This window comes from Cupriavidus plantarum, assembly GCF_905397285.1.
In the GTDB taxonomy this organism is placed as follows: Bacteria; Pseudomonadota; Gammaproteobacteria; order Burkholderiales; family Burkholderiaceae; genus Cupriavidus; species Cupriavidus plantarum.
The window spans coordinates 43,765-62,672 of sequence record NZ_CAJPUX010000003.1; the positions used below are offsets into that span (position 1 = coordinate 43,765).

Annotated in this window: 17 protein-coding genes and 1 tRNA gene; 9 read left to right on the forward strand and 9 right to left on the reverse strand. The window is 65.6% G+C overall.

Annotated features, from left to right (window positions below; genetic code table 11):
- Window positions 1-46: 46 nt before the first annotated feature.
- Window positions 47-562: a DciA family protein gene (locus KHP16_RS14865; protein WP_211960603.1), complete on the reverse strand. Its 516-nt coding sequence runs from the start codon at window positions 560-562 to the stop codon at window positions 47-49.
- 97 nt (window positions 563-659) lie between these two features.
- On the opposite strand from KHP16_RS14865, the gene KHP16_RS14870 reads away from it, so the two are divergent.
- The 6 genes from KHP16_RS14870 to KHP16_RS14895 all read left to right on the forward strand — a co-directional run bounded on the left by KHP16_RS14870 (window position 660) and on the right by KHP16_RS14895 (window position 9,333).
- Window positions 660-1,568, forward strand: coding sequence for a M23 family metallopeptidase (locus KHP16_RS14870; RefSeq protein WP_109582547.1), 909 nt, complete (start codon window positions 660-662; stop codon window positions 1,566-1,568).
- Window positions 1,569-1,752: 184 nt separating this feature from the next.
- On the forward strand, window positions 1,753-4,545 hold the full coding sequence (gene secA, locus KHP16_RS14875) for a preprotein translocase subunit SecA (RefSeq protein ID WP_115952811.1): 2,793 nt from the start codon (window positions 1,753-1,755) through the stop codon (window positions 4,543-4,545).
- 102 nt (window positions 4,546-4,647) lie between these two features.
- Window positions 4,648-5,874 (forward strand): bifunctional glutamate N-acetyltransferase/amino-acid acetyltransferase ArgJ, encoded by a 1,227-nt coding sequence (argJ, locus tag KHP16_RS14880; RefSeq protein ID WP_109580047.1) that lies wholly within the window; start codon window positions 4,648-4,650, stop codon window positions 5,872-5,874.
- A 41-nt stretch (window positions 5,875-5,915) separates the two neighbouring features.
- Entirely contained in the window at window positions 5,916-6,794 is an 879-nt protein-coding gene (locus KHP16_RS14885) for an ATP-binding protein (RefSeq protein WP_109580048.1), read from the forward strand.
- Complete coding sequence (locus KHP16_RS14890; RefSeq protein ID WP_109580049.1) at window positions 6,791-7,237, forward strand: NUDIX domain-containing protein; 447 nt, start codon at window positions 6,791-6,793, stop codon at window positions 7,235-7,237. Before KHP16_RS14885 ends, KHP16_RS14890 begins: the two co-directional genes overlap by 4 nt.
- A gap of 47 nt (window positions 7,238-7,284) precedes the next feature.
- A complete protein-coding gene (locus tag KHP16_RS14895) occupies window positions 7,285-9,333 on the forward strand; it encodes an OPT family oligopeptide transporter (protein WP_211960604.1) in 2,049 nt (682 codons plus the stop codon).
- Between the two features lie 35 nt (window positions 9,334-9,368).
- Here the strand turns inward: KHP16_RS14895 and KHP16_RS14900 are convergent, their stop codons facing one another.
- The 8 genes from KHP16_RS14900 to KHP16_RS14935 form a co-directional block, all read right to left on the reverse strand.
- Entirely contained in the window at window positions 9,369-9,560 is a 192-nt protein-coding gene (locus KHP16_RS14900) for a DNA gyrase inhibitor YacG (RefSeq protein ID WP_109580051.1), read from the reverse strand.
- 22 nt (window positions 9,561-9,582) lie between these two features.
- A complete protein-coding gene (gene zapD, locus KHP16_RS14905; protein WP_109580052.1) occupies window positions 9,583-10,341 on the reverse strand; it encodes a cell division protein ZapD in 759 nt (252 codons plus the stop codon).
- 242 nt (window positions 10,342-10,583) lie between these two features.
- Window positions 10,584-11,207, reverse strand: a complete 624-nt coding sequence (gene coaE / locus KHP16_RS14910) for a dephospho-CoA kinase (RefSeq protein ID WP_109582548.1) — start codon at window positions 11,205-11,207, stop codon at window positions 10,584-10,586.
- Window positions 11,208-11,297: 90 nt separating this feature from the next.
- Window positions 11,298-12,161 (reverse strand): prepilin peptidase, encoded by an 864-nt coding sequence (locus tag KHP16_RS14915; RefSeq protein WP_109580053.1) that lies wholly within the window; start codon window positions 12,159-12,161, stop codon window positions 11,298-11,300.
- 3 nt (window positions 12,162-12,164) lie between these two features.
- Window positions 12,165-13,448 carry a type II secretion system F family protein gene (locus KHP16_RS14920; RefSeq protein ID WP_109580054.1) on the reverse strand — a complete coding sequence of 428 codons (1,284 nt, stop codon included), beginning with the start codon at window positions 13,446-13,448 and terminating at the stop codon, window positions 12,165-12,167.
- Window positions 13,449-13,491: 43 nt separating this feature from the next.
- The gene (gene pilB, locus KHP16_RS14925) at window positions 13,492-15,216 is read right to left on the reverse strand and encodes a type IV-A pilus assembly ATPase PilB (RefSeq protein WP_109580055.1); all 1,725 of its coding nucleotides are present in this window, start codon (window positions 15,214-15,216) and stop codon (window positions 13,492-13,494) included.
- 327 nt (window positions 15,217-15,543) lie between these two features.
- Window positions 15,544-15,620 (reverse strand) — tRNA-Pro (locus KHP16_RS14930).
- A 48-nt stretch (window positions 15,621-15,668) separates the two neighbouring features.
- Window positions 15,669-16,598 carry a polyprenyl synthetase family protein gene (locus KHP16_RS14935; protein WP_109580056.1) on the reverse strand — a complete coding sequence of 310 codons (930 nt, stop codon included), beginning with the start codon at window positions 16,596-16,598 and terminating at the stop codon, window positions 15,669-15,671.
- A gap of 480 nt (window positions 16,599-17,078) precedes the next feature.
- On the opposite strand from KHP16_RS14935, the gene rplU reads away from it, so the two are divergent.
- From rplU to obgE, 3 genes are all read left to right on the forward strand, one after another.
- The gene (gene rplU / locus KHP16_RS14940; protein WP_109580057.1) at window positions 17,079-17,390 is read left to right on the forward strand and encodes a 50S ribosomal protein L21; all 312 of its coding nucleotides are present in this window, start codon (window positions 17,079-17,081) and stop codon (window positions 17,388-17,390) included.
- A 29-nt stretch (window positions 17,391-17,419) separates the two neighbouring features.
- Complete coding sequence (gene rpmA / locus KHP16_RS14945) at window positions 17,420-17,680, forward strand: 50S ribosomal protein L27 (RefSeq protein ID WP_019449572.1); 261 nt, start codon at window positions 17,420-17,422, stop codon at window positions 17,678-17,680.
- Window positions 17,681-17,782: 102 nt separating this feature from the next.
- A complete protein-coding gene (obgE, locus tag KHP16_RS14950; RefSeq protein ID WP_109580058.1) occupies window positions 17,783-18,880 on the forward strand; it encodes a GTPase ObgE in 1,098 nt (365 codons plus the stop codon).
- Window positions 18,881-18,908 lie beyond the last annotated feature (28 nt).

Below are 18,908 nucleotides of genomic sequence, written 5' to 3' on the forward strand. Positions count from 1 at the left end.
GGCGGACGAGGCGGACGAGGGGGGGCGAAGCGGGCGGACTATCGAACTATCGCCGCCCGTGCCGCGCCAGCAGCGCGTCCACGGCCGCCTTCAGCGGCGAGTCCGGCAGACTGCGCGACAGCTGGTCCATGCTGGAGAGCCCCAGCGGCGTCATGTCGCGCCGGCGCTGCCGCACGACAGGGCCGGTGTCCCAGTCCCCGCGCCCGGCCTCCGGTTGTACCCGTACACGGATTGCGGTAACCTGCGAGCCCCGCTGCTGCAGCCGGGAAAGCAACGTCGGCGCCACCTGACGCACACGCGCCGCCGCGGCGCCGTGGGCGGCCAGCAGCAGCAAGGTGTGCTCCGACTGCGGACCACGATTGTCGTGCTTGATGCCGGCGACCGAGATGCCCGACCGCAGGCCCTGCAGGCCTTGTGGCAGCAGCGACAGGACTTCCGCTTCCAGAGACGCCAGATCCCGCGCCGTCCGCATCAGGGACGACACCGGACCGGCCTTTTCCAGCCAGTCGTTCAGCGGCTTGGCGGCCTGCGTCTGGAGCGCGTGGTGTGTGAACATTCGCATGCCGTGAATTCTAGCGTGCAATCCCGCGCCCACGAGAGCGCTGGAGCATGCCGGCATGCATGCCCGGTCGCCGGGCCTTGGTCGGAAGGGGTATGTCATGCAGGTCATCATGGTGCATCCGCGCGGCACGCGCGTGCTGCGGTTCGAACTCACGCGCCTGCGCGTCGCGCTGGCGGTCGTGCTGATATGCGCGGTCGTCGCGGGCGCCTCCTCGGCGCTGACGTGGCTGTTCGCGAGCCGGCTCGCCGGCAGCGCCGCCGTCGCGCGCGACAACGACTACCTGCGCGAGAACCTCGCGGTGATGGCGACCCGCGTGGGCGAGCTGCAGGCGCGGATGGTCCGCCTCGACGCGCTTGGCGAACGCGTATCCGGCCTGGCCGGCATCTCCCCGCAGGACTTCGACTTCCGGCACGTGCCGCCTCGCGGCGGTCCGGAAAAGCCCGCCCGATCGTCCGATCTGACGCTTCCCGACCTGGAGGCCGCGCTGCGCCAGCTCGGCGAGGACGCCGACCACCGCGCCGATTACTTCAACGTCGTCGAAACCACGTTGCAGGACCGTCAGCTCAGCGACAAACGCCTCCCGCGCGTGATGCCGGTCGCCACGGGTTACAACGCCTCCAGCTTCGGCGCCCGCATCGATCCGTTTTCGGGACGCCGCGTCCAGCACGACGGCGTGGACTTCGCGGCCCCCGCCGGCACGCCGATCGTCGCGGCCGCGGGCGGCGTCGTGGTGGCGCAGGAATGGCACCACGAGTACGGCAACATGATCGACATCGACCACGGCAACGGTCTCAGGACGCGCTATGCGCACGTGTCCCGCTCGCTGGTCCGCAACGGCGACCTCGTGCGCGCGGGCCAGAATATCGCCCAGGTGGGCAGCACCGGCCGCTCGACGGGCGCCCATCTGCACTTCGAGGTGCACGTCGATGGTCAGGCGCGGAATCCGGCAGGATTTCTGATGACCGCGACGGCCCCCGCGCCTACGGACCGCGCCGCCATTCGCTAGTAATGAACCCGGCTCCCGGGGTGGCGTCAAACCGGGGGTGGCAAGGGCCGGGCCGCACCACGCCCGCGTGATAAACTCGGCGTTTCGCGCCAGTTTTTTCCCGCGCCAACGTTTCCAATGTTCTCGCGCCGCGGCCCCAGATCCGTACGTTCCGAATCCGGCCGCGCGCAGGTGAAAGCACTCGATGATCACGGGCCTTCTCAAGAAAGTCTTCGGCAGCCGCAACGAACGGCTGATCAAACAATATCGCCGCACGGTCGCGCAGATCAACGCGCTCGAGCCGAAGTTCGAGAAGCTCTCGGACGACGAACTGCGCGGCATGACCGAGGCCTTCCGTCAGCGTCACGCCGGTGGCGAATCGCTGCAGGCGCTGCTGCCCGAAGCCTTCGCAGTCTGCCGCGAGGCAAGCAAGCGCGTCATGAAGATGCGGCACTTCGACGTGCAGATGATCGGCGGCATGGTGCTGAACGACAACAAGATCGCCGAAATGCGCACCGGCGAGGGCAAGACCCTGACCGCGACGCTGGCCGTCTATCTGAATGCCATCACGGGCAAGGGCGTGCACGTCGTGACCGTGAACGACTACCTCGCGCAGCGCGATGCCGAGTGGATGGGCCGCCTGTACAACTTCCTGGGCCTGTCGGTGGGCGTGAACCTGTCGCAGATGCCGCACGACCTGAAGCAGGCCGCCTACGCCGCCGACATCACGTACGGCACCAACAACGAGTTCGGCTTCGACTACCTGCGCGACAACATGGTCTACGACCCGTCGCAGCGCGTGCAGCGTCCGCTGAACTACGCGATCGTCGATGAAGTGGACTCGATCCTGATCGACGAAGCGCGCACGCCGCTGATCATTTCCGGCCAGGCCGAGAATCAGACGGATCTGTACCAGCGCATGAACGGCATTCCGAAGCTGCTCGAGCGCCAGATCGGCGAGGAGAAGGCGGACGGTACCGGCGTGGAGAAGCCTGGCGACTACTACGTCGACGAGAAGGGCCATCAGGTCTACCTGACCGAGGCCGGCCACGAAAAGGCCGAGCAGATTCTCGCGCAGCAGGGCCTGATCGCCGAAGGCGAATCGCTCTACGCGCCGCAGAACATCACGCTGATGCACCACCTGTATGCCGCGCTGCGCGCCTATAGCCTGTTCCATCGCGACCAGCATTATGTGGTGCAGAACGACGAAGTGATCATCGTCGACGAATTCACGGGCCGTCTGATGACGGGCCGCCGCTGGTCGGACGGCCTGCACCAGGCCGTGGAGGCCAAGGAAGGCGTGACGGTCCAGCAGGAAAACCAGACGCTGGCGACGATCACGTTCCAGAACTACTTCCGGATGTACGAGAAGCTGGCCGGCATGACCGGTACGGCCGACACGGAGGCGTACGAATTCCAGGAGATCTACGGCCTCGAGGTCGTCGTGATTCCGACCAACCGCCAGGCGCAGCGGAAGGATCTGCAGGATCAGATCTACAAGACGTCGAAGGAACGTTACGACGCCGTGGTGCGCGACATCCGCGACTGCTACGAGCGTGGCCAGCCGGTGCTGGTGGGCACGACGTCGATCGAAACGTCGGAGTACCTGTCCGACCTGCTGAACAAGGAAAAGCTGCCGCACCAGGTGCTCAACGCCAAGCAGCATGCCCGCGAGGCGGAGATCGTCGCGCAGGCGGGCCGTCCGAAGATGATCACCATCGCGACGAACATGGCCGGCCGCGGTACCGACATCGTGCTCGGCGGCAATGTGGAAAAGCAGGCGGGCTTCATCGAGGCGGACGTCAACCTGTCCGACGAAGAGAAGGCCGTGCGCATCGCGCAACTGAAGGACGAGTGGCAGTCGCTGCATGACGCGGTCAAGGCGGCCGGCGGCCTGCATATCGTCGGCACCGAGCGTCACGAGTCGCGCCGGATCGACAACCAGCTGCGTGGCCGTGCCGGCCGCCAGGGCGACCCGGGCTCCTCGCGCTTCTACCTGTCGCTCGACGACCAGCTGCTGCGCATCTTCGCGGGCGACCGCGTGCGCGCGATCATGGAACGCCTGAAGATGCCCGAGGGCGAGCCGATCGAAGCCGGCATCGTCACGCGTTCGATCGAGTCCGCGCAGCGCAAGGTGGAAGGCCGCAACTTCGACATCCGCAAGCAACTGCTGCAGTACGACGACGTCGCCAACGACCAGCGCAAGGAGATCTACAAGCTTCGTAACGACGTGCTTGAGGCGAAGGACGTCGGCGAGATGGTCGGCAACCTGCGCGAGAGCGAGCTCGTGGAAATGTTCCGCGAGCACGTGCCGGCGGAGTCGATGGAAGAGCAGTGGGACATCGCGGGCCTCGAGCAGCGCCTGCGCGACGACTGGAACCTGACGGTGCCCCTGGCCGCGACCATCGAGAGCGCGCAGAGCATCGAGGACGAGGAACTGCTGAACCTGATCATGACGGCGGCGCGCGAGCAGTACGACGCCAAGGTGAACCAGGTGGGCCGCGAATCGTTCGCGGGCTTCGAACGCTCGGTCATGCTGCAGAGCATCGACACGCACTGGCGCGAGCATCTGGCCGCGCTGGACCATCTGCGCCAGGGCATCCATCTGCGCGGCTATGCGCAGAAGGATCCGAAGCAGGAATACAAGCGCGAGTCGTTCGAACTGTTCGCGCGTCTGCTGGACGTGATTCGCGCCGAAGTGACGCGCGTGATCTTCAACGTCCAGATCCAGTCGCCGGAGCAGCTCGAGCAGGCGTCCGAGCAGATCGAGGAAGGCCTGGCCCATCTCGAGAACGTGCAGTACAAGCATGACGAGTTCGCGGAGGGCGCCGAGCCCGTCGAGGACGCTTCGCTGGCACGCCGCGGCACGGCCGCTGCCGCCGCGGTCGCGATGGGTGGCGACGTGGCGCTGGCGGGCATGCCGAAGGTCGGTCGCAACGATCCGTGCCCGTGCGGCTCGGGCAAGAAGTTCAAGCAGTGCCACGGCCGTCTGAGCTGATCTTGCTCTAACCGCCGGTTGTCTCGTTGATTCCGTTCATGCCCGCGCGATGCGGGCATGTTCGTCAGTAGGACCCCAATTCATTTCGCAGAGGTATCGCACATGGCCGTCAACCTTCCGCTGCCGAAGGCAGAGAACCTGAAATCCGTGGCCGGCGTCGAGCTGGGCTGGGCCGAGGCGGGCATCCGCAAGGCCAACCGCAAGGACGTGCTCGTGGTCCGCGTGGCCGAGGGCAGCACGGTGGCGGGCGTGTTCACGCAGAACCGTTTCTGCGCGGCGCCCGTGCAGGTGTGCCGCGAGCATCTGGCGGCCGGCAAGGGGATTCGCGCGCTGGTCGTGAACACGGGCAATGCGAACGCAGGCACCGGCGAGCCGGGCCTCGTGGCCGCGCGCGCGACGTGCGATGCGGTGGCCGCCAAACTCGGCATTGCCGCGGACCAGGTGCTGCCGTTCTCGACGGGCGTCATCCTCGAACCGCTGCCCGTGGATCGCCTGACCGCCGGCCTGCCGGCCGCGATCGCCAATGCCAGGCCCGACAACTGGCTCGCCGCCGCCGAGGCGATCATGACCACCGACACGCAGCCGAAGGCCGCCTCGCGCACGGTGCAGATCGACGGCAAGACCGTGACGCTGAGCGGCATCAGCAAGGGCGCGGGCATGATCCGCCCGAACATGGCCACGATGCTCGGCTTCATCGCGATGGACGCGGGCGTGGCGCAGCCGGTGCTGCAGAAGCTCGTGGCGCATGCGGCCGACCACTCGTTCAACAGCATCACGATCGACGGCGATACCTCGACCAACGACTCGTTCGTGCTGATCGCCACCGGCAAGTCGGGCCTTACGGTCGACCGCGCCGAAGGCCCGGCGTTCGACGCGCTGCGCGAAGCGGTGACCTCGCTCGCGCAGGAACTCGCGCAAATGATCGTGCGCGACGGCGAAGGCGCCACCAAGCTGATGACGATTCGCGTCGAAGGCGGCAACAGCGTGGCCGAGTGCCGCCAGATCGCGTACGCGGTTGCCCACTCGCCGCTGGTCAAGACCGCGTTCTTTGCATCGGACCCCAACCTCGGCCGCATCCTCGCCGCGATCGGCTATGCCGGCGTGAACGACCTCGACGTGAACCGCGTCAACCTGTGGCTCGACGACGTCTGGGTCGCGCGCGATGGCGGCCGCAACCCCGAGTATCGTGAGGAAGACGGCCAGCGCGTGATGAAGCAGGCCGAGATCACGGTGCGCGTGGCGCTGGGCCGCGGCAACGCGGAGGCCACGGTATGGACGTGCGACCTGTCGCACGACTACGTGTCCATCAACGCCGACTATCGTTCGTAATCCCTCAAGCCGCAGTCAACCGCAGCAGAACTCGCCCCGCCATGTCTGATCTTGCCAATCGCCTCGATGCCTTTCTTGCCCGACTCGAACAATGGTTGCCGCCGCAGCTGACTGATGCGGACTGGCAGGAGGCGGTAGCGTTCCGCTGGCGCAAGCGCCAGAGCCTGTTCGGCAACATCGGATACCTGCAGGCGATCAAGCAGCTTCCCCCGATCCATCTGGACGACCTCAAGAACATCGAGCGCCAGAAGGACGCGATCGTCGCCAATACGCGCCAGTTCGTGAACCGGCTGCCGGCGAACAACGTGCTGCTGACGGGCGCGCGCGGCACGGGCAAGTCCTCGCTGATCAAGGCTTGCCTGAACGCTTACGTGAAGGACGGCCTGCGCCTCGTCGAAGTCGACAAGGACGACCTCGGCGACCTCGGCGATATCGTCGAGCAGCTGTCCCAGCGCCCCGAGCGCTTCGTGATCTTCTGCGACGACCTGTCGTTCGAGGATGGCGAGTCCGGCTACAAGTCGCTGAAGTCGGCGCTCGACGGCTCCGTGGCCGCGCAGTCGGACAACGTGCTGATCTACGCGACGTCCAACCGCCGGCACCTGCTGCCCGAGTACATGAAGGACAACGAGACCTATCGGCACACCGACGATGGCGAGATCCATCCCGGTGAAGTCGTCGAGGAAAAGATCTCGCTGTCGGAGCGCTTCGGCCTGTGGCTGTCGTTCTACCCGCCCAAGCAGGACGAGTACCTCGCCATCGTCGGCCACTGGCTGTCGCACTTCGGCTGCACCGAAGAGGACATTGCCGCGGCGCGCGGCGATGCGCTCGTCTGGGCGCTCGAGCGCGGTTCGCGGTCGGGCCGCGTGGCGTGGCAGTTCGCGCGCGACTGGGGCGGCAAGCACGGCAAGCCGTACGCATGAGCGAGGCACGTATCGATACCGGCCTCGGCGCCGACGGCCAGCCGCGCAAGGTCACCGAAGTCGCCGTCGGCGTGATGGTGCAGCCCGACGGCCGTTTCCTGCTCGCGCAGCGTCCGGCCGGCAAGCCATACGAAGGCTACTGGGAATTCCCGGGCGGCAAGCTCGAGCCAGGCGAATCGGTGGAAGCGGCACTGGCCCGCGAGCTGCATGAAGAGCTCGGCCTCGACGTGCTGCGAAGCGAGCGCTGGCGCGTGCTCGAACACGACTATCCGCACGCGTATGTGCGGCTGTTTTTCTGCAAGGTCACGGCATGGCGGGGGGAGCCCGTCGGTCGTGAAGGCCAGGCGTTCGCGTGGCAGGCTGTACCCGTGGACGTTGCGCCGCTGTTGCCGGCCACGATTCCCGTGGTCGAATGGCTGGCGGAGGAAGCTGCAAGTCGTTGAAACGCGCCGGGCAGAGCGCGCTTTCCCACTACCAACGGAGTGTCCGCATGCAGCGTCTCGAACGTGTTGCCGACGATATTTCCCTGCCTGAACTGACCTTGCGCGGCGTCATCCTCGGCGCGCTCATCACGGTGGTCTTCACGGCCTCCAACATCTACCTGGGCCTCAAGGTCGGCCTGACCTTTTCCTCGGCGATTCCCGCAGCCGTCATCTCGATGGCAGTGCTGCGGCTATTCCCCGGCGCCAATATCCTCGAGAACAACATGGTGCAGACGCAGGCTTCCGCCGCGGGCACGTTGTCCTCGATCATCTTCATCCTGCCCGGCCTGGTCATGCTGGGGCATTGGCAGGGCTTTCCGTTCTGGCAGACGCTCGCGGTTTGCGGGGCTGGCGGCATGCTCGGCGTTATCTTCAGCATTCCGCTGCGCCATGCGATGGTCGTCAACAGCGACCTGCCGTATCCCGAAGGCGTGGCCGCGGCCGAGATCCTGCGCGTGGGCAGCGCCTCGCAAGCCGAGGGTGCTCATGCATCCACGGGGCTGGCGGACCTCGTGGCGGGCGGCCTCGCGGCGGGGCTGTTCAGCTTTGCCGCGGGCGGCTTGCGCGTGCTGGCCGAAGGCGCCAATGCATGGCTCGCCGCGGGCGCGTCGATCGTGCGACTGTCGATGGGCTTCTCACTGGCGCTCGTCGGCGCGGGTTATCTCGTCGGCATCGTCGGCGGGCTCGCCATGCTATTGGGCCTGATTCTCACGTGGGGCATCGCGGTGCCCTGGCTCACGGCGATCACGCCAATGCCGGCGGATGCGACGCTTGCCAGCTTCGGCACGAAGATCTGGAGTACGCAGGCACGCTTCATCGGTGCCGGGACGATCGCGATTGCCGCGATCTGGACGCTCGCCACGCTGTTCAAGCCGATGGTGGAGGGCGTGCGTGCGTCGATGGGGGCTTCCTTGGGTGCGCTCCGTGGAGCGGGAACACATGGGGGCGCCAGCATGGAGATTCCCCGCACGCAGCGCGACATGCCCGCCAGGTGGATCGGCGCGCTGACGCTGTTGCTCGTGGCGGTGCTGGCCATCACGTTCGGCATGTTCCTCGCCCCCGCGCCGCTCGCGGCGGGCCCGACGTGGAGGCTGGTCGCCTGCGCGGTGCTGTTCGCGTTCGTGTTCGGTTTTCTCGTGGCGGCCGCATGCGGCTACATGGCCGGGCTGGTCGGGTCGTCCGCAAGCCCGATTTCGGGCATCGGCATCATCGCGGTGATCCTCGTGTCGCTGTTGATCCTCGGCGTGGGCACGCTCGACGGATTGCTCGGTACGCCCGAAGGCGGCAAGTTCGCCATCGCGCTGGCCATCTTCACGACGTCCGCGGTGGTCGCCGTGGCATCGATCTCCAACGACAACCTGCAGGACCTGAAGACGGGCTGGCTCGTCGGCGCCACGCCGTGGCGCCAGCAGGTGGCGCTGCTGATCGGCTGCGTGGTGGGGGCCGCGGTGATCCCGCCCTTGCTGGAACTGCTGTATCACGCGTACGGCTTCGCGGGCGCGCTGCCGCGTCCGGATATGGATCCGAACCAGGCGCTGGCCGCGCCGCAGGCCACGCTGATGACCGCAATCGCCACCGGCATTTTCACGCATCAGCTCAACTGGACAATGATCCTGATCGGTGTCGCGCTCGGTGTGGTATTGATCGCGATCGACGAGGGGCTGCGGCGCCGGGGCGGCGTGGCGCGGCTGCCCGTGCTCGCGGTCGGTATTGGCATCTACCTCCCGCCGACCATCAGCTCCGCGCTCGTGGTGGGCGCGGTGTTGTCATGGTGGCTGCGGCGCGCGGAACGGCGCCGTGCCGAGGCGCACGGAGACGACGTGGCGCTCGCGCTAGAACACGCGGACCGGCGCGGGACGCTCCTTGCTTCGGGTCTGATCGTCGGGGAAAGTCTGGTAGGCGTGGCGCTGGCCGCGGTGATCGGCCTGTCAGGCCGCGAGGCGCCGCTCGCGCTCGTCGGCGAGGGGTTTGCGCCCACGGCCCAATGGCTGGGGCTCGTGGCGTTCGTGCTGGTATGCGTGGCGTTCTGCCGCCGCGTGCTGGCTGCGGCGAGGTAGCAGGCGAGGCAGGAGACGCGGCAGGAGACGCGGCTTCAGTCTTCGGGATCTTCCGGCAGGTCCGGCGAGGGCGTCTCGCCGGGCTTGCCGCCGATCACGTACTTCTCGGCGGCCCAGGCGCCAAGGTCGATCTGCTTGCATCGATTGGAGCAGAAGGGCCGGAACTTGTTCTCGGGCACCCATACGACATCGGTGCCGCAGGTGGGGCATTTGACAACGGCAGGCATCAGGGTTCTTGCGTCTGCAACTTCAGAAATTGCACAGTTTGAGCAGGAAGGGGATGTCGGCATCGACCGAGCGCGGCCGCATATCGCCGTCCTGCTGGGTAAAGCGGACCCAGAGCATGTACTTGTTAGCACTCATCTCGGGGATGAACGCCAGCAGCGATTCGTCGAGGTAGACCTGCATCAGCTGGTAGCTGCGGCCCGATAGCATCTGCTGATAGCTGCCGCCCGTCGCGATGACCTTGCCGCTCTGGCCCGACTCGCGCAGCAGGCGCAGCACGATCGATGCGCCCATGCGCAGCGACGCCAGGGGACGCGCCCATTTGAGGATGTCGCTGCGGCGGTCTTCCACCGGGCGGTGCTGCCACGCGTAGTAGGCGGGCAGGTCGAATTCGCAGGTGCCGCCGGGAATGATCGCGCGGCTGCGGATGCTGGTCAGCCATTCGTTCTCGGTCAGCAGCTGGCCGGCCTTGCCGAAGGTCTGGTTCAGCGCGGCGATGCCCTGTTCGATCTCGGAGATCACGGCCACCAGCGCATCCTGATCGATCTGCGGGTTCGCGCGCAGCGGCGCCAACGCCTGGCGCTGCCGCTCGAGTTCCTTGATCAGGTCCGTCTTGAGGTCGGCGCGGCCCGCCACGTCGATGATCTCGAACAGCGTCGTGATCGCGACATGGTGCTGCAGGGCGTGTTCCTGCGCGAGGAAATAATCCAGCCGATCGAACAGGTCTTCCAGCCGCAGAAGCGTCCTGATTCGCTCGTTGAAAGGATATTCGTACAGGATCAAGTCGTTGTCCGTGCTGCAGGCCGCTTGCGCCGTGTGGCGCCGAGTGGCGATGGTCTGGCCAGATGCGGCAGTTGGGTCCCGCGTCGCTTGCGGGCACTTACACCGTTCGGCGAGCCGAACTTCGGTGATTTGTGATTTTTCCCGCTTGTTTTCAGCGCATTCTATGCGAGTCAGGGCCTGACGACAAATCCAATTGTTACGAAATTTGGATCGCCCCGCGCCTCATCGCGCTCCATCGCGCATCATCGCGCCGCGATTCCCCCACGAGTGGCGCGGTACAGCGCATCGAGGCGTTCCACCTGTGGCGGCAGTGCCTCGGGCGGCCCGTCGTTGTCGATCACATCGTCCGCGCAGGCCAGCCGGTCCGCGCGCGTGGCCTGCCGGCGCATGATGGCTTCCACCTGCTCGCGCGTGAATCCATTGCGCGCCATCACGCGCGCGACCTGGGTTTCCTCGCGGCAATCGACCACGAGCACGCGGCCCACGCGCTCGCGCCACGTGCCGGACTCCACGAGCAGCGGCACCACATAGATCAGATATGGATGCGCTCCGGCCGCGCGAATCGCGTCGGCGCGCGCCACCGTCAGCGAGCGAATGAGGGGATGCGTGATGGATTCGAGCGTGCGTTTGGCTGACGGGTCCGAGAACACGCGCGCGCGCATCGCGTCGCGATCCATCGCGCCGTCCGGACGCAGGCAGGCGGCCCCGAAGGCCTCCACGAGCAAAGGAATGGCCGCGCCGCCCGGCGCCGTGATCTCGTGCGCGAGCAGGTCGGTGTCGATCAGCGCGGCGCCCCGCGCGGCGAACAGGTCGGCCACCCGGGTCTTGCCGGAGCCGATACCGCCGGTCAGTCCGATTTCGAGCATGCGTGCGGCAGGGAGGAAGTCGTCGATGCCGCAACGATACAGCAATCGCGGGACGCCTCCGCCCGGCGCGCGCGCGGCCTGGGTAAAAGGTCAGTGTATGCCGAGGTCCAGCGGCAGCAGGTCCGCGCCGAAGAACAGCACGAGCAGCCCCGCGCCCGCGATGAACGGACCGAACGGGAAGGGCGTTTCCCGCCCCTGCCGGCGCACCACGAGCATCAGGATGCCGAAGACCGCGCCGACCACCGAGGACAGCAGCACGAGCGCTGGCAGCGCCTGCCAGCCGAACCACGCGCCGAGCGCGCCCATCAGCTTGAAGTCGCCATAGCCCATGCCTTCCTTGCCACGCACGAGCTTGAACAGCCAGTACGCCGACCACAGCACGAGGTAGCCCGCGGCCGCGCCGATCACGGCATCGGCCAGCGGCACGAAGACGCCTTTGAGGTTCAGCAGCAAACCAAGCCACAGCAGCGGCAGCGTGATCTGGTCGGGCAGCAGCTGCGTGTCGGCATCGATCATCGTGGCGGCGATCAGCGCCCAGATCATGACCAGGGCCGCGAGCGCCTGCACGGTCGGACCGTAGTGCCACATCGCCAGCGCGCTGAGCACGGCGCTGGTCAACTCCACGAGCGGGTAGCGCACGCTGATCCGCGTCTTGCACCCCGCGCAGCGGCCCCGCAGGAACAGATAGCTGACGATGGGGATGTTCTCCCATGCGGCAATCTGGTGCCCGCAGTGCGGGCACGCCGAGCGGGGCACCACGAGGTTGTAGCGCTCGGGATGGGGCAGCGGTTCCCCGCGCAACTCGGCGATGTAGTTGGCCTCGTCGTGCTCCATCATGCGCGGTACCCGGTGGATCACCACGTTGAGGAAGCTGCCGACCATCAGGCCGATGAGTCCGGCCGCGAAGACGAGAAAGGCCGGCGGCAGCGCCGCCAGCTCCGATACCTGCAGCATGCGTTACACCACCTGTCCCAGCTTGAAGATTGGCAGATACATTGCCACGACCATGCCGCCGATCAGCACGCCGAGGATCACGATGATCAGCGGTTCGATCAGGCTCGAGATCGCGGCCACGGCGTCATCGACCTCACGCTCGTAGAACTCGGCGACCTTGAGCAGCATGTTGTCGAGCGCACCGGATTCCTCACCGATCTGCGTCATCTGCAGCACCATGTTGTCGAACACGTGCGTGGCCTGCATCGCGTTGGTCAGGCTGGTACCGATGCGGACGGCCTGTTCGATCTCGCGCGTGGCATCGTAATACAGCCAGTTGCCCGCGGCGCCAGCGACCGATTCCATTGACTCCACGAGCGGCGTACCGGCTGCGAACATGGTGGCCAGCGTCCGCGTCCATCGCGCAATCACGGCCTTGCGGAACAGGCTGCCGAAGATCGGCAGCTTCAGCAGCGCGCGGTCGTGAAACCGCTGGACCTTCTCCGATTTACTGCGCGCCCGGAAATAGCCGACGATCGCCACCATTGGCGCGAACACGATAAAGTACCAGTTGCTGACAAAGAAGTCCGAGATGCCGATGACGACCAGCGTCGGCGCCGGCAGGGCCGCGCCGAAGCTCGAGAACACGCCCTTGAAGGCCGGTATCACGAACAGCATCAGGATCACGGTCACCGCAAAGGCCACGGTCAGCACCGCGATCGGATAGATCATCGCGGACTTGATCTGGCTCTTCAGCGCAATGGACTTCTCCATGTACAGCGACAGCCGTTCGAGCAGCGCATCGAGGATACCGCCCTGTTCGCCGGCGTCGATGAGGTTGCAGTACAGCGTGTCGAAGTACTTCGGATGGCGGCGGAACGCCATCGCCATGCTGCTGCCGGCCTCGATGTCGAAGCGGATGTCGGACAGCAGTTGCGTGAAGTTCGGGTTCGCATGGCCGCGCGCGATGATGTCGATCGATTGCAGCAGCGGAATGCCGGCCTTGAGCATCGTCGACAGCTGGCGCGTGAAGTACGCGATGTCCTTCTCGGTAATCTTGCGGCCGCGCGCGGCCTTGCGCTTCTTGAGCTTGACGACCGTCAGGCCCTGCTTGCGTAGCGTGGCGGTGACCTCCGCCGCGCTCTCCGCGCGTTGCTCGCCGGTGAAGGTCTTGCCCTTGCGGTCCTTGCCTTCCCACTCGAAGATGTACTGCGTGGGCGCCTTCCGCCCTTTGGTTGAACCCGTTGTACCCGTTGCCCGGGACGATGCCGCTGTCCGGGCGCCCGCCGCTGGTGCGCGCGTCGCCATGTTGTGACCCCCGACAAAAATTTCTTATTGGACTGCTACGTCGTTACGTATTCGTGGTGGCCAGCACTTCTTCGAGTGACGTGACCCCCTGCTTGACCTTCAGCAGGCCAGCCTCGCGCAACGATAGCACGCCATCGCGGCGCGCCTGCTCGGCGATTTGCAGCGCCGTGCCGTGCGAAAGGATGATCTGCTGCATGGCTTCCGTGATGGGCATCACCTGATAGATGCCGCACCGTCCCTTGTACCCGCTGCCATTGCAGCGCTCGCACCCGACCGGGTGATACGGCTGCCAGGAGCCGTCGACATCGGCCTCCCGGAATCCCGCGTCCAGCAACACGTCGCGCGACAGGTCGCCCGCGCGCTTGCACGTGCACAGCCGTCGCGCGAGACGCTGCGCGGTAATCAGCAGCACGCTCGATGCGATGTTGAAGGGCGCCACGCCCATGTTCATCAACCGTGTGAGCGTGGTGGGCGCGTCGTTCGTATGCAGCGTGGACAGGACCAGGTGGCCCGTCTGCGCGGCCTTGATGGAGATATCCGCGGTTTCGAGGTCGCGGATTTCGCCGACCATGATGATGTCCGGATCCTGCCGCAGGAACGACTTGAGCGCGGCCGCAAACGTCAGGCCGGCCTTGTCGTTGACGTTGACCTGGTTGATGCCGGGCAGCTGGATTTCCGCCGGATCCTCGGCGGTGGAGATATTGATGTCGCCCTGGTTCAGCAGGTTCAGGAACGTATAGAGCGACACGGTCTTGCCGCTGCCGGTCGGGCCCGTGACGAGCACCATGCCGTAGGGGCGCTTGATCACGTCGAGAAGCAGGGCCTTCTGGTCGGGCTCGTAGCCGAGCTGGTCGATATCGAGCTTGTCGGACGAAGACTCCAGAATCCGCATCACGATCTTCTCGCCGAACAGCGTGGGCAGCGTGGAGACGCGGAAGTCGATCGCCTTCTCGATCGTTTCCTTGCCGTCCTTGTCCTTCGGCAGTGTAAGCAGTAGCTTCATGCGGCCGTCCTGCGGCACGCGCTTCTCCGAGATATCGAGGCGCGACAGCACCTTGATCCGCGTCGCGATCTTGTCGCGGATATCGAGCGGCGGCCGCGCGACCTCCTGCAGCACGCCGTCCACGCGGAAGCGAATGCGATAGAAGAACTCGAACGGTTCGAAGTGGAGGTCCGACGCGCCGCGCTGGAAGGCTTCCGTGAGCAGCTTCTGGAGGAAGCGCACGACCGGCGCGTCGTCGATCTCGTTGCCGGTGCCCTTGCGCGCGCCCGCCGCGGCGACGGGATCGTAGTCGATCATCTTCGTCGGCGTGGCGCCGATCCCGGGCGAAATGTTCTTGAGCGTGCCCGGCGCCTCGCCGGCCGACCGCACCTGCTTCATCAGCTTGTCGTGTTCGACCACGACCGTTTCCACGGGCAGGTTGAACTTCTGCTTGATGGCGTCGATACCGGCCTGGTTCGCGGGATCGGACATCGCGACGATCAGGCGGTTCTCGCGGCGGCCGAGCGGCAGCAGCCGATGCGCATGGAAGTCGCGGTTGCCCGCGAGCGCGGGCGGCACGCGCGCGAGGTTGTACTGCGCGAGGTCGAGCAACGGGAGCTGATACTTGTCCGCGGCAAAGATCGCGACGTCGTGCGCGCTCATCGTGCCGCTCGCGATGATCTCGTCGATCAGCTGCGTTTTCTTCTCACGCGCCGTCTGTTCCAGCTGGGCAAGCAACGCGGGCGCGATCCGCCGGCTCTGCGCCAGGGCGAGGCCTAGTGTCATGGCAATACGATGCGTATGAACGCGCCGCCCAGTGCGCCGGCAAAACAGCCCGGGGCCACGGCAACGCGCATGGTTGACTACGGCGGGAGCGGCGGGGCGAACGTCCCGGATTCGGGCCAGTTTGCCGGTGGGGTCACTTTTTGTAAAGCGAGGCGGGAGGCGGTGTTGGCGTTTGCGCGACAGTCCGCAACCCTACTTGCGCGGGGCTGTCACAAGTCAATGTGCAACGGGAGATTTGGTCGGGCGGGAAAAGGATCAGAATGGATCGGAAAAGCGCCCGGAAAGCAAAAAAGCCGCACATTGCTGTGCGGCTTTTTCTTTGAAATCTGGTCGGGGTGAGAGGATTCGAACCTCCGGCCTCTACGTCCCGAACGTAGCGCTCTACCAGGCTAAGCTACACCCCGATTTCGTTTTTTCTTCGCTGTGGTTTACTGCGCGTCGGGCGTTGTGTGTTACGACTGACGTTGCAGCGAGAAAGCACACAAGTCTATCAGCGTTTCTTTCAGTTGGGAAGGGGGAAATTGCATTGCCGCTTTTTCCGCGGCTTCCGCCTCGCGTTGCGCGGCCGCGAACGTCACGTCGAGCGCGCCGCTTGCGTGGATGGCCGCGAAAACCGCGTCGAAGTGTTCGGTGCCGCCCTGGACGATCGCGTCGCGCGCGAGTTCGCGTTGTTCCGACGTGCCGTGCTCGAGCAGATGCAGCAGCGGCAGCGTGGGCTTGCCCTCGCGTAGGTCGTCGCCGGCGTTCTTGCCCATCTGCTCCGCGCTTGCGGTGTAGTCCAGCATGTCGTCGATCAGCTGGAACGCGGTGCCGATGCGGCGGCCGTATTCGGCGGCCGCTTCTTCCATGGCCGCGTCCGCGCCCGCGAGTACCGCGCCGAGTTGCGCGGAGGCTTCGAAGAGCTTGGCGGTCTTGTAGCGGATGACCTGCAGGTACCGTTCGACGGTCACCTCGGGGTCATGCATGTTGAGCAGCTGGAGGACTTCCCCTTCCGCGATCACGTTGGTCGCGTTGGAGAGGATCTCCATGATGCGCATGCTGCCGGCGTCGACCATCATCTGGAACGCGCGCGAATAGAGGAAGTCGCCCACGAGCACGCTCGCGGCATTGCCGAACACCGCGTTGGCGGTCTCGCGGCCGCGGCGCAGTTCCGATTCGTCGACGACGTCGTCGTGTAGCAGCGTGGCGGTGTGGATGAACTCGACGACAGCCGCCAGTTCGTGGTGGCGATGGCCGTCGTAGCCGAAGGCGCGGGCCGACAGCAGCAGGATCACGGGACGCAGGCGCTTGCCGCCCGCGCCGATGATGTATTCGCCGATCTGCTCGATCAGCGGCACTTCCGATGCCAGTCGATGACGAATGACGGCGTCAACGGCGCGCATGTCGGCAGCGACCGGGGCAAGCAAGGCAGTGGCGGAAGACTGGGACAAGATGATCACCGTTACGCAAAACCGGTGGATTATATGCGAACCATGTGAGGGAATGGCTGCCGCGCGGCGCGGGTCCTATAATGCGCGCATGGACAAGACCCGCGCATCCCGCCGGCAGTCGCGACGCACCGTGTGGTGGATCGCCTTTGCCGCGCTGGCCGGCTTTCTGCTGGCCGATCTGACCTGACGCCCCGCGCCCGGCAAGTGCCTGAGCCGCCGCTGGCGGCCCGAGGCTGGCTATCTATTTGTTTCCTTTGCGCTTTTCCGCAAGCTGGTATAGAATTGCCGGTTCCTTCGGTCTGTCTCGGCTGTTCTGCCCAGGCATTTCGGAGTCAGGGGCGTAAGAAGCGGCGCCCGCCCGTGAGGGATTGGCCAACCTGGTTGGCTTGCCGGGCAGCATTTTTCGCTTCATTCACATCGAGAGGTTCGACAATGTACGCGGTCGTAAAAACCGGCGGCAAGCAATACAAGGTTGCTGCTGGCGAAAAACTTAAAGTAGAACAGATACCGGCAGACATTGGCGCAGAAATCACGCTGGACCAGGTGCTCGCAGTGGGCGCCGGCGACCAAATCAAGTTTGGTACGCCGCTGGTGAGCGGGGCTTCCGTCAAGGCTACCGTGATCTCCCAAGGTCGTCACGACAAGGTGAAGATCTTCAAGATGCGCCGTCGCAAGCACTATCAAAAGCGTCAGGGCCATCGTCAGAATTACACCGAGCTGCGCATCGACACGATCGTTGCCTAAGCGAAATTCGGCCTAGACAGGAGTAAGACATGGCACAGAAAAAAGGCGGCGGTTCCACGCGGAACGGCCGTGATTCGGAATCGAAGCGCCTGGGCGTGAAGGTGTACGGTGGCCAGGCCATCAACGCCGGCGGCATCATCGTTCGTCAACGCGGTACGCGCGTGCATGCTGGCGAAAACGTCGGCATCGGCAAGGACCACACGCTGTTCGCGCTGGTTGACGGTCACGTGCAGTTCGCCGTCAAGGGCGCTGCCAAGAAGCAGCAAGTCAGCGTCGTTCCGGCGGCCTGATAAGAGCCTTTGCAGCACGAAGGCCCCGCAACGCTTGCGGGGCTTTTTCATTTCTGGCGACAATGTTGAGGCCGCCAGCCGAAGCCCATACGGAAAATCATCATGAAGTTCATCGACGAAGCCCGAATCGAAGCGATTGCCGGCAATGGCGGCAACGGGAGCGCGTCGTTCCGGCGCGAGAAGTTTGTGCCGTTTGGTGGCCCCGATGGCGGTGACGGCGGCCGCGGCGGCAGCGTATTCGCGCAGGCCGACCGCAACATCAACACGCTGATCGACTTCCGCTACGCGAAGAAGCACGTGGCGAAGAATGGCGAGAACGGCCGGGGTTCCGACTGCTATGGCGCCGCCGGCGAAGATGTCACGCTGCGCATGCCCGTCGGCACGCTGATCACGGACATGGATACCGGCGAGATCGTCGCCGACCTGACCGAGCACGGCCAGACCGTCTGCCTTGCCGAAGGCGGCATGGGCGGCTGGGGCAACCTGCATTTCAAGTCGAGTACCAACCGCGCGCCGCGCCAGCAGGTGGACGGCAAGCCGGGCGAGCGCCGCATGCTCAAGCTCGAGCTCAAGGTCCTGGCCGACGTGGGTCTGCTCGGCATGCCCAACGCGGGCAAGTCGACGTTCATCTCGCATATCTCGAATGCGCGGCCGAAGGTGGCCGACTATCCGTTCACGACGCTCCACCCGAATCTGGGCGTGGTCCGCGTCGACCACGAGCAGTCGTTCGTGGTGGCCGACATTCCGGGCCTGATCGAAGGCGCGGCCGAAGGGGCGGGCCTGGGCCATCAGTTCCTGCGCCATCTGCAGCGGACCGGTCTGCTGCTGCATATCGTGGATCTCGCGCCGTTCGACGAGAACGTCGATCCGGTGGCCGAGGCGCGCGCGATCGTCAACGAGCTGAAGAAGTACGACGAGGAGCTGTACGCCAAGCCGCGCTGGCTCGTGCTCAACAAGCTCGACATGGTGCCCGAGGAAGAGCGCGCCGCGCGCGTGAAGGACTTCGTCAAGCGCTACAAGTGGAAGGGTCCGGTGTTCCAGATCTCCGCGCTGGCCGGTGATGGCTGCCGCGAACTGATCTACGCCATCAAGGACCATCTGGAGGCGATCAAGGCCGCGGAAGCCGCGGCGCTCGCCGATCCCGATATCCGGCTCGACGATCGCCTGCACAATGTGGACCGCGGCGACGGCGAATCCTGATCGCTCCCCGATCTTCAATTTTTTCGGT

What these genes read in the sequence shown, in the direction of transcription:
- KHP16_RS14865 (WP_211960603.1), bottom strand. Translation starts at nt 562, where the DNA reads ATGCGAATGTTCACACACCACGCGCTCCAGACGCAGGCCGCCAAGCCG.
- KHP16_RS14870 (WP_109582547.1), top strand. Translation starts at nt 660, where the DNA reads ATGCAGGTCATCATGGTGCATCCGCGCGGCACGCGCGTGCTGCGGTTC.
- secA (WP_115952811.1), top strand. Translation starts at nt 1,753, where the DNA reads ATGATCACGGGCCTTCTCAAGAAAGTCTTCGGCAGCCGCAACGAACGG.
- argJ (WP_109580047.1), top strand. Translation starts at nt 4,648, where the DNA reads ATGGCCGTCAACCTTCCGCTGCCGAAGGCAGAGAACCTGAAATCCGTG.
- KHP16_RS14885 (WP_109580048.1), top strand. Translation starts at nt 5,916, where the DNA reads ATGTCTGATCTTGCCAATCGCCTCGATGCCTTTCTTGCCCGACTCGAA.
- KHP16_RS14890 (WP_109580049.1), top strand. Translation starts at nt 6,791, where the DNA reads ATGAGCGAGGCACGTATCGATACCGGCCTCGGCGCCGACGGCCAGCCG.
- KHP16_RS14895 (WP_211960604.1), top strand. Translation starts at nt 7,285, where the DNA reads ATGCAGCGTCTCGAACGTGTTGCCGACGATATTTCCCTGCCTGAACTG.
- KHP16_RS14900 (WP_109580051.1), bottom strand. Translation starts at nt 9,560, where the DNA reads ATGCCTGCCGTTGTCAAATGCCCCACCTGCGGCACCGATGTCGTATGG.
- coaE (WP_109582548.1), bottom strand. Translation starts at nt 11,207, where the DNA reads ATGCTCGAAATCGGACTGACCGGCGGTATCGGCTCCGGCAAGACCCGG.
- KHP16_RS14915 (WP_109580053.1), bottom strand. Translation starts at nt 12,161, where the DNA reads ATGCTGCAGGTATCGGAGCTGGCGGCGCTGCCGCCGGCCTTTCTCGTC.
- KHP16_RS14920 (WP_109580054.1), bottom strand. Translation starts at nt 13,448, where the DNA reads ATGGCGACGCGCGCACCAGCGGCGGGCGCCCGGACAGCGGCATCGTCC.
- pilB (WP_109580055.1), bottom strand. Translation starts at nt 15,216, where the DNA reads ATGACACTAGGCCTCGCCCTGGCGCAGAGCCGGCGGATCGCGCCCGCG.
- KHP16_RS14935 (WP_109580056.1), bottom strand. Translation starts at nt 16,598, where the DNA reads ATGCGCGCCGTTGACGCCGTCATTCGTCATCGACTGGCATCGGAAGTG.
- rplU (WP_109580057.1), top strand. Translation starts at nt 17,079, where the DNA reads ATGTACGCGGTCGTAAAAACCGGCGGCAAGCAATACAAGGTTGCTGCT.
- rpmA (WP_019449572.1), top strand. Translation starts at nt 17,420, where the DNA reads ATGGCACAGAAAAAAGGCGGCGGTTCCACGCGGAACGGCCGTGATTCG.
- obgE (WP_109580058.1), top strand. Translation starts at nt 17,783, where the DNA reads ATGAAGTTCATCGACGAAGCCCGAATCGAAGCGATTGCCGGCAATGGC.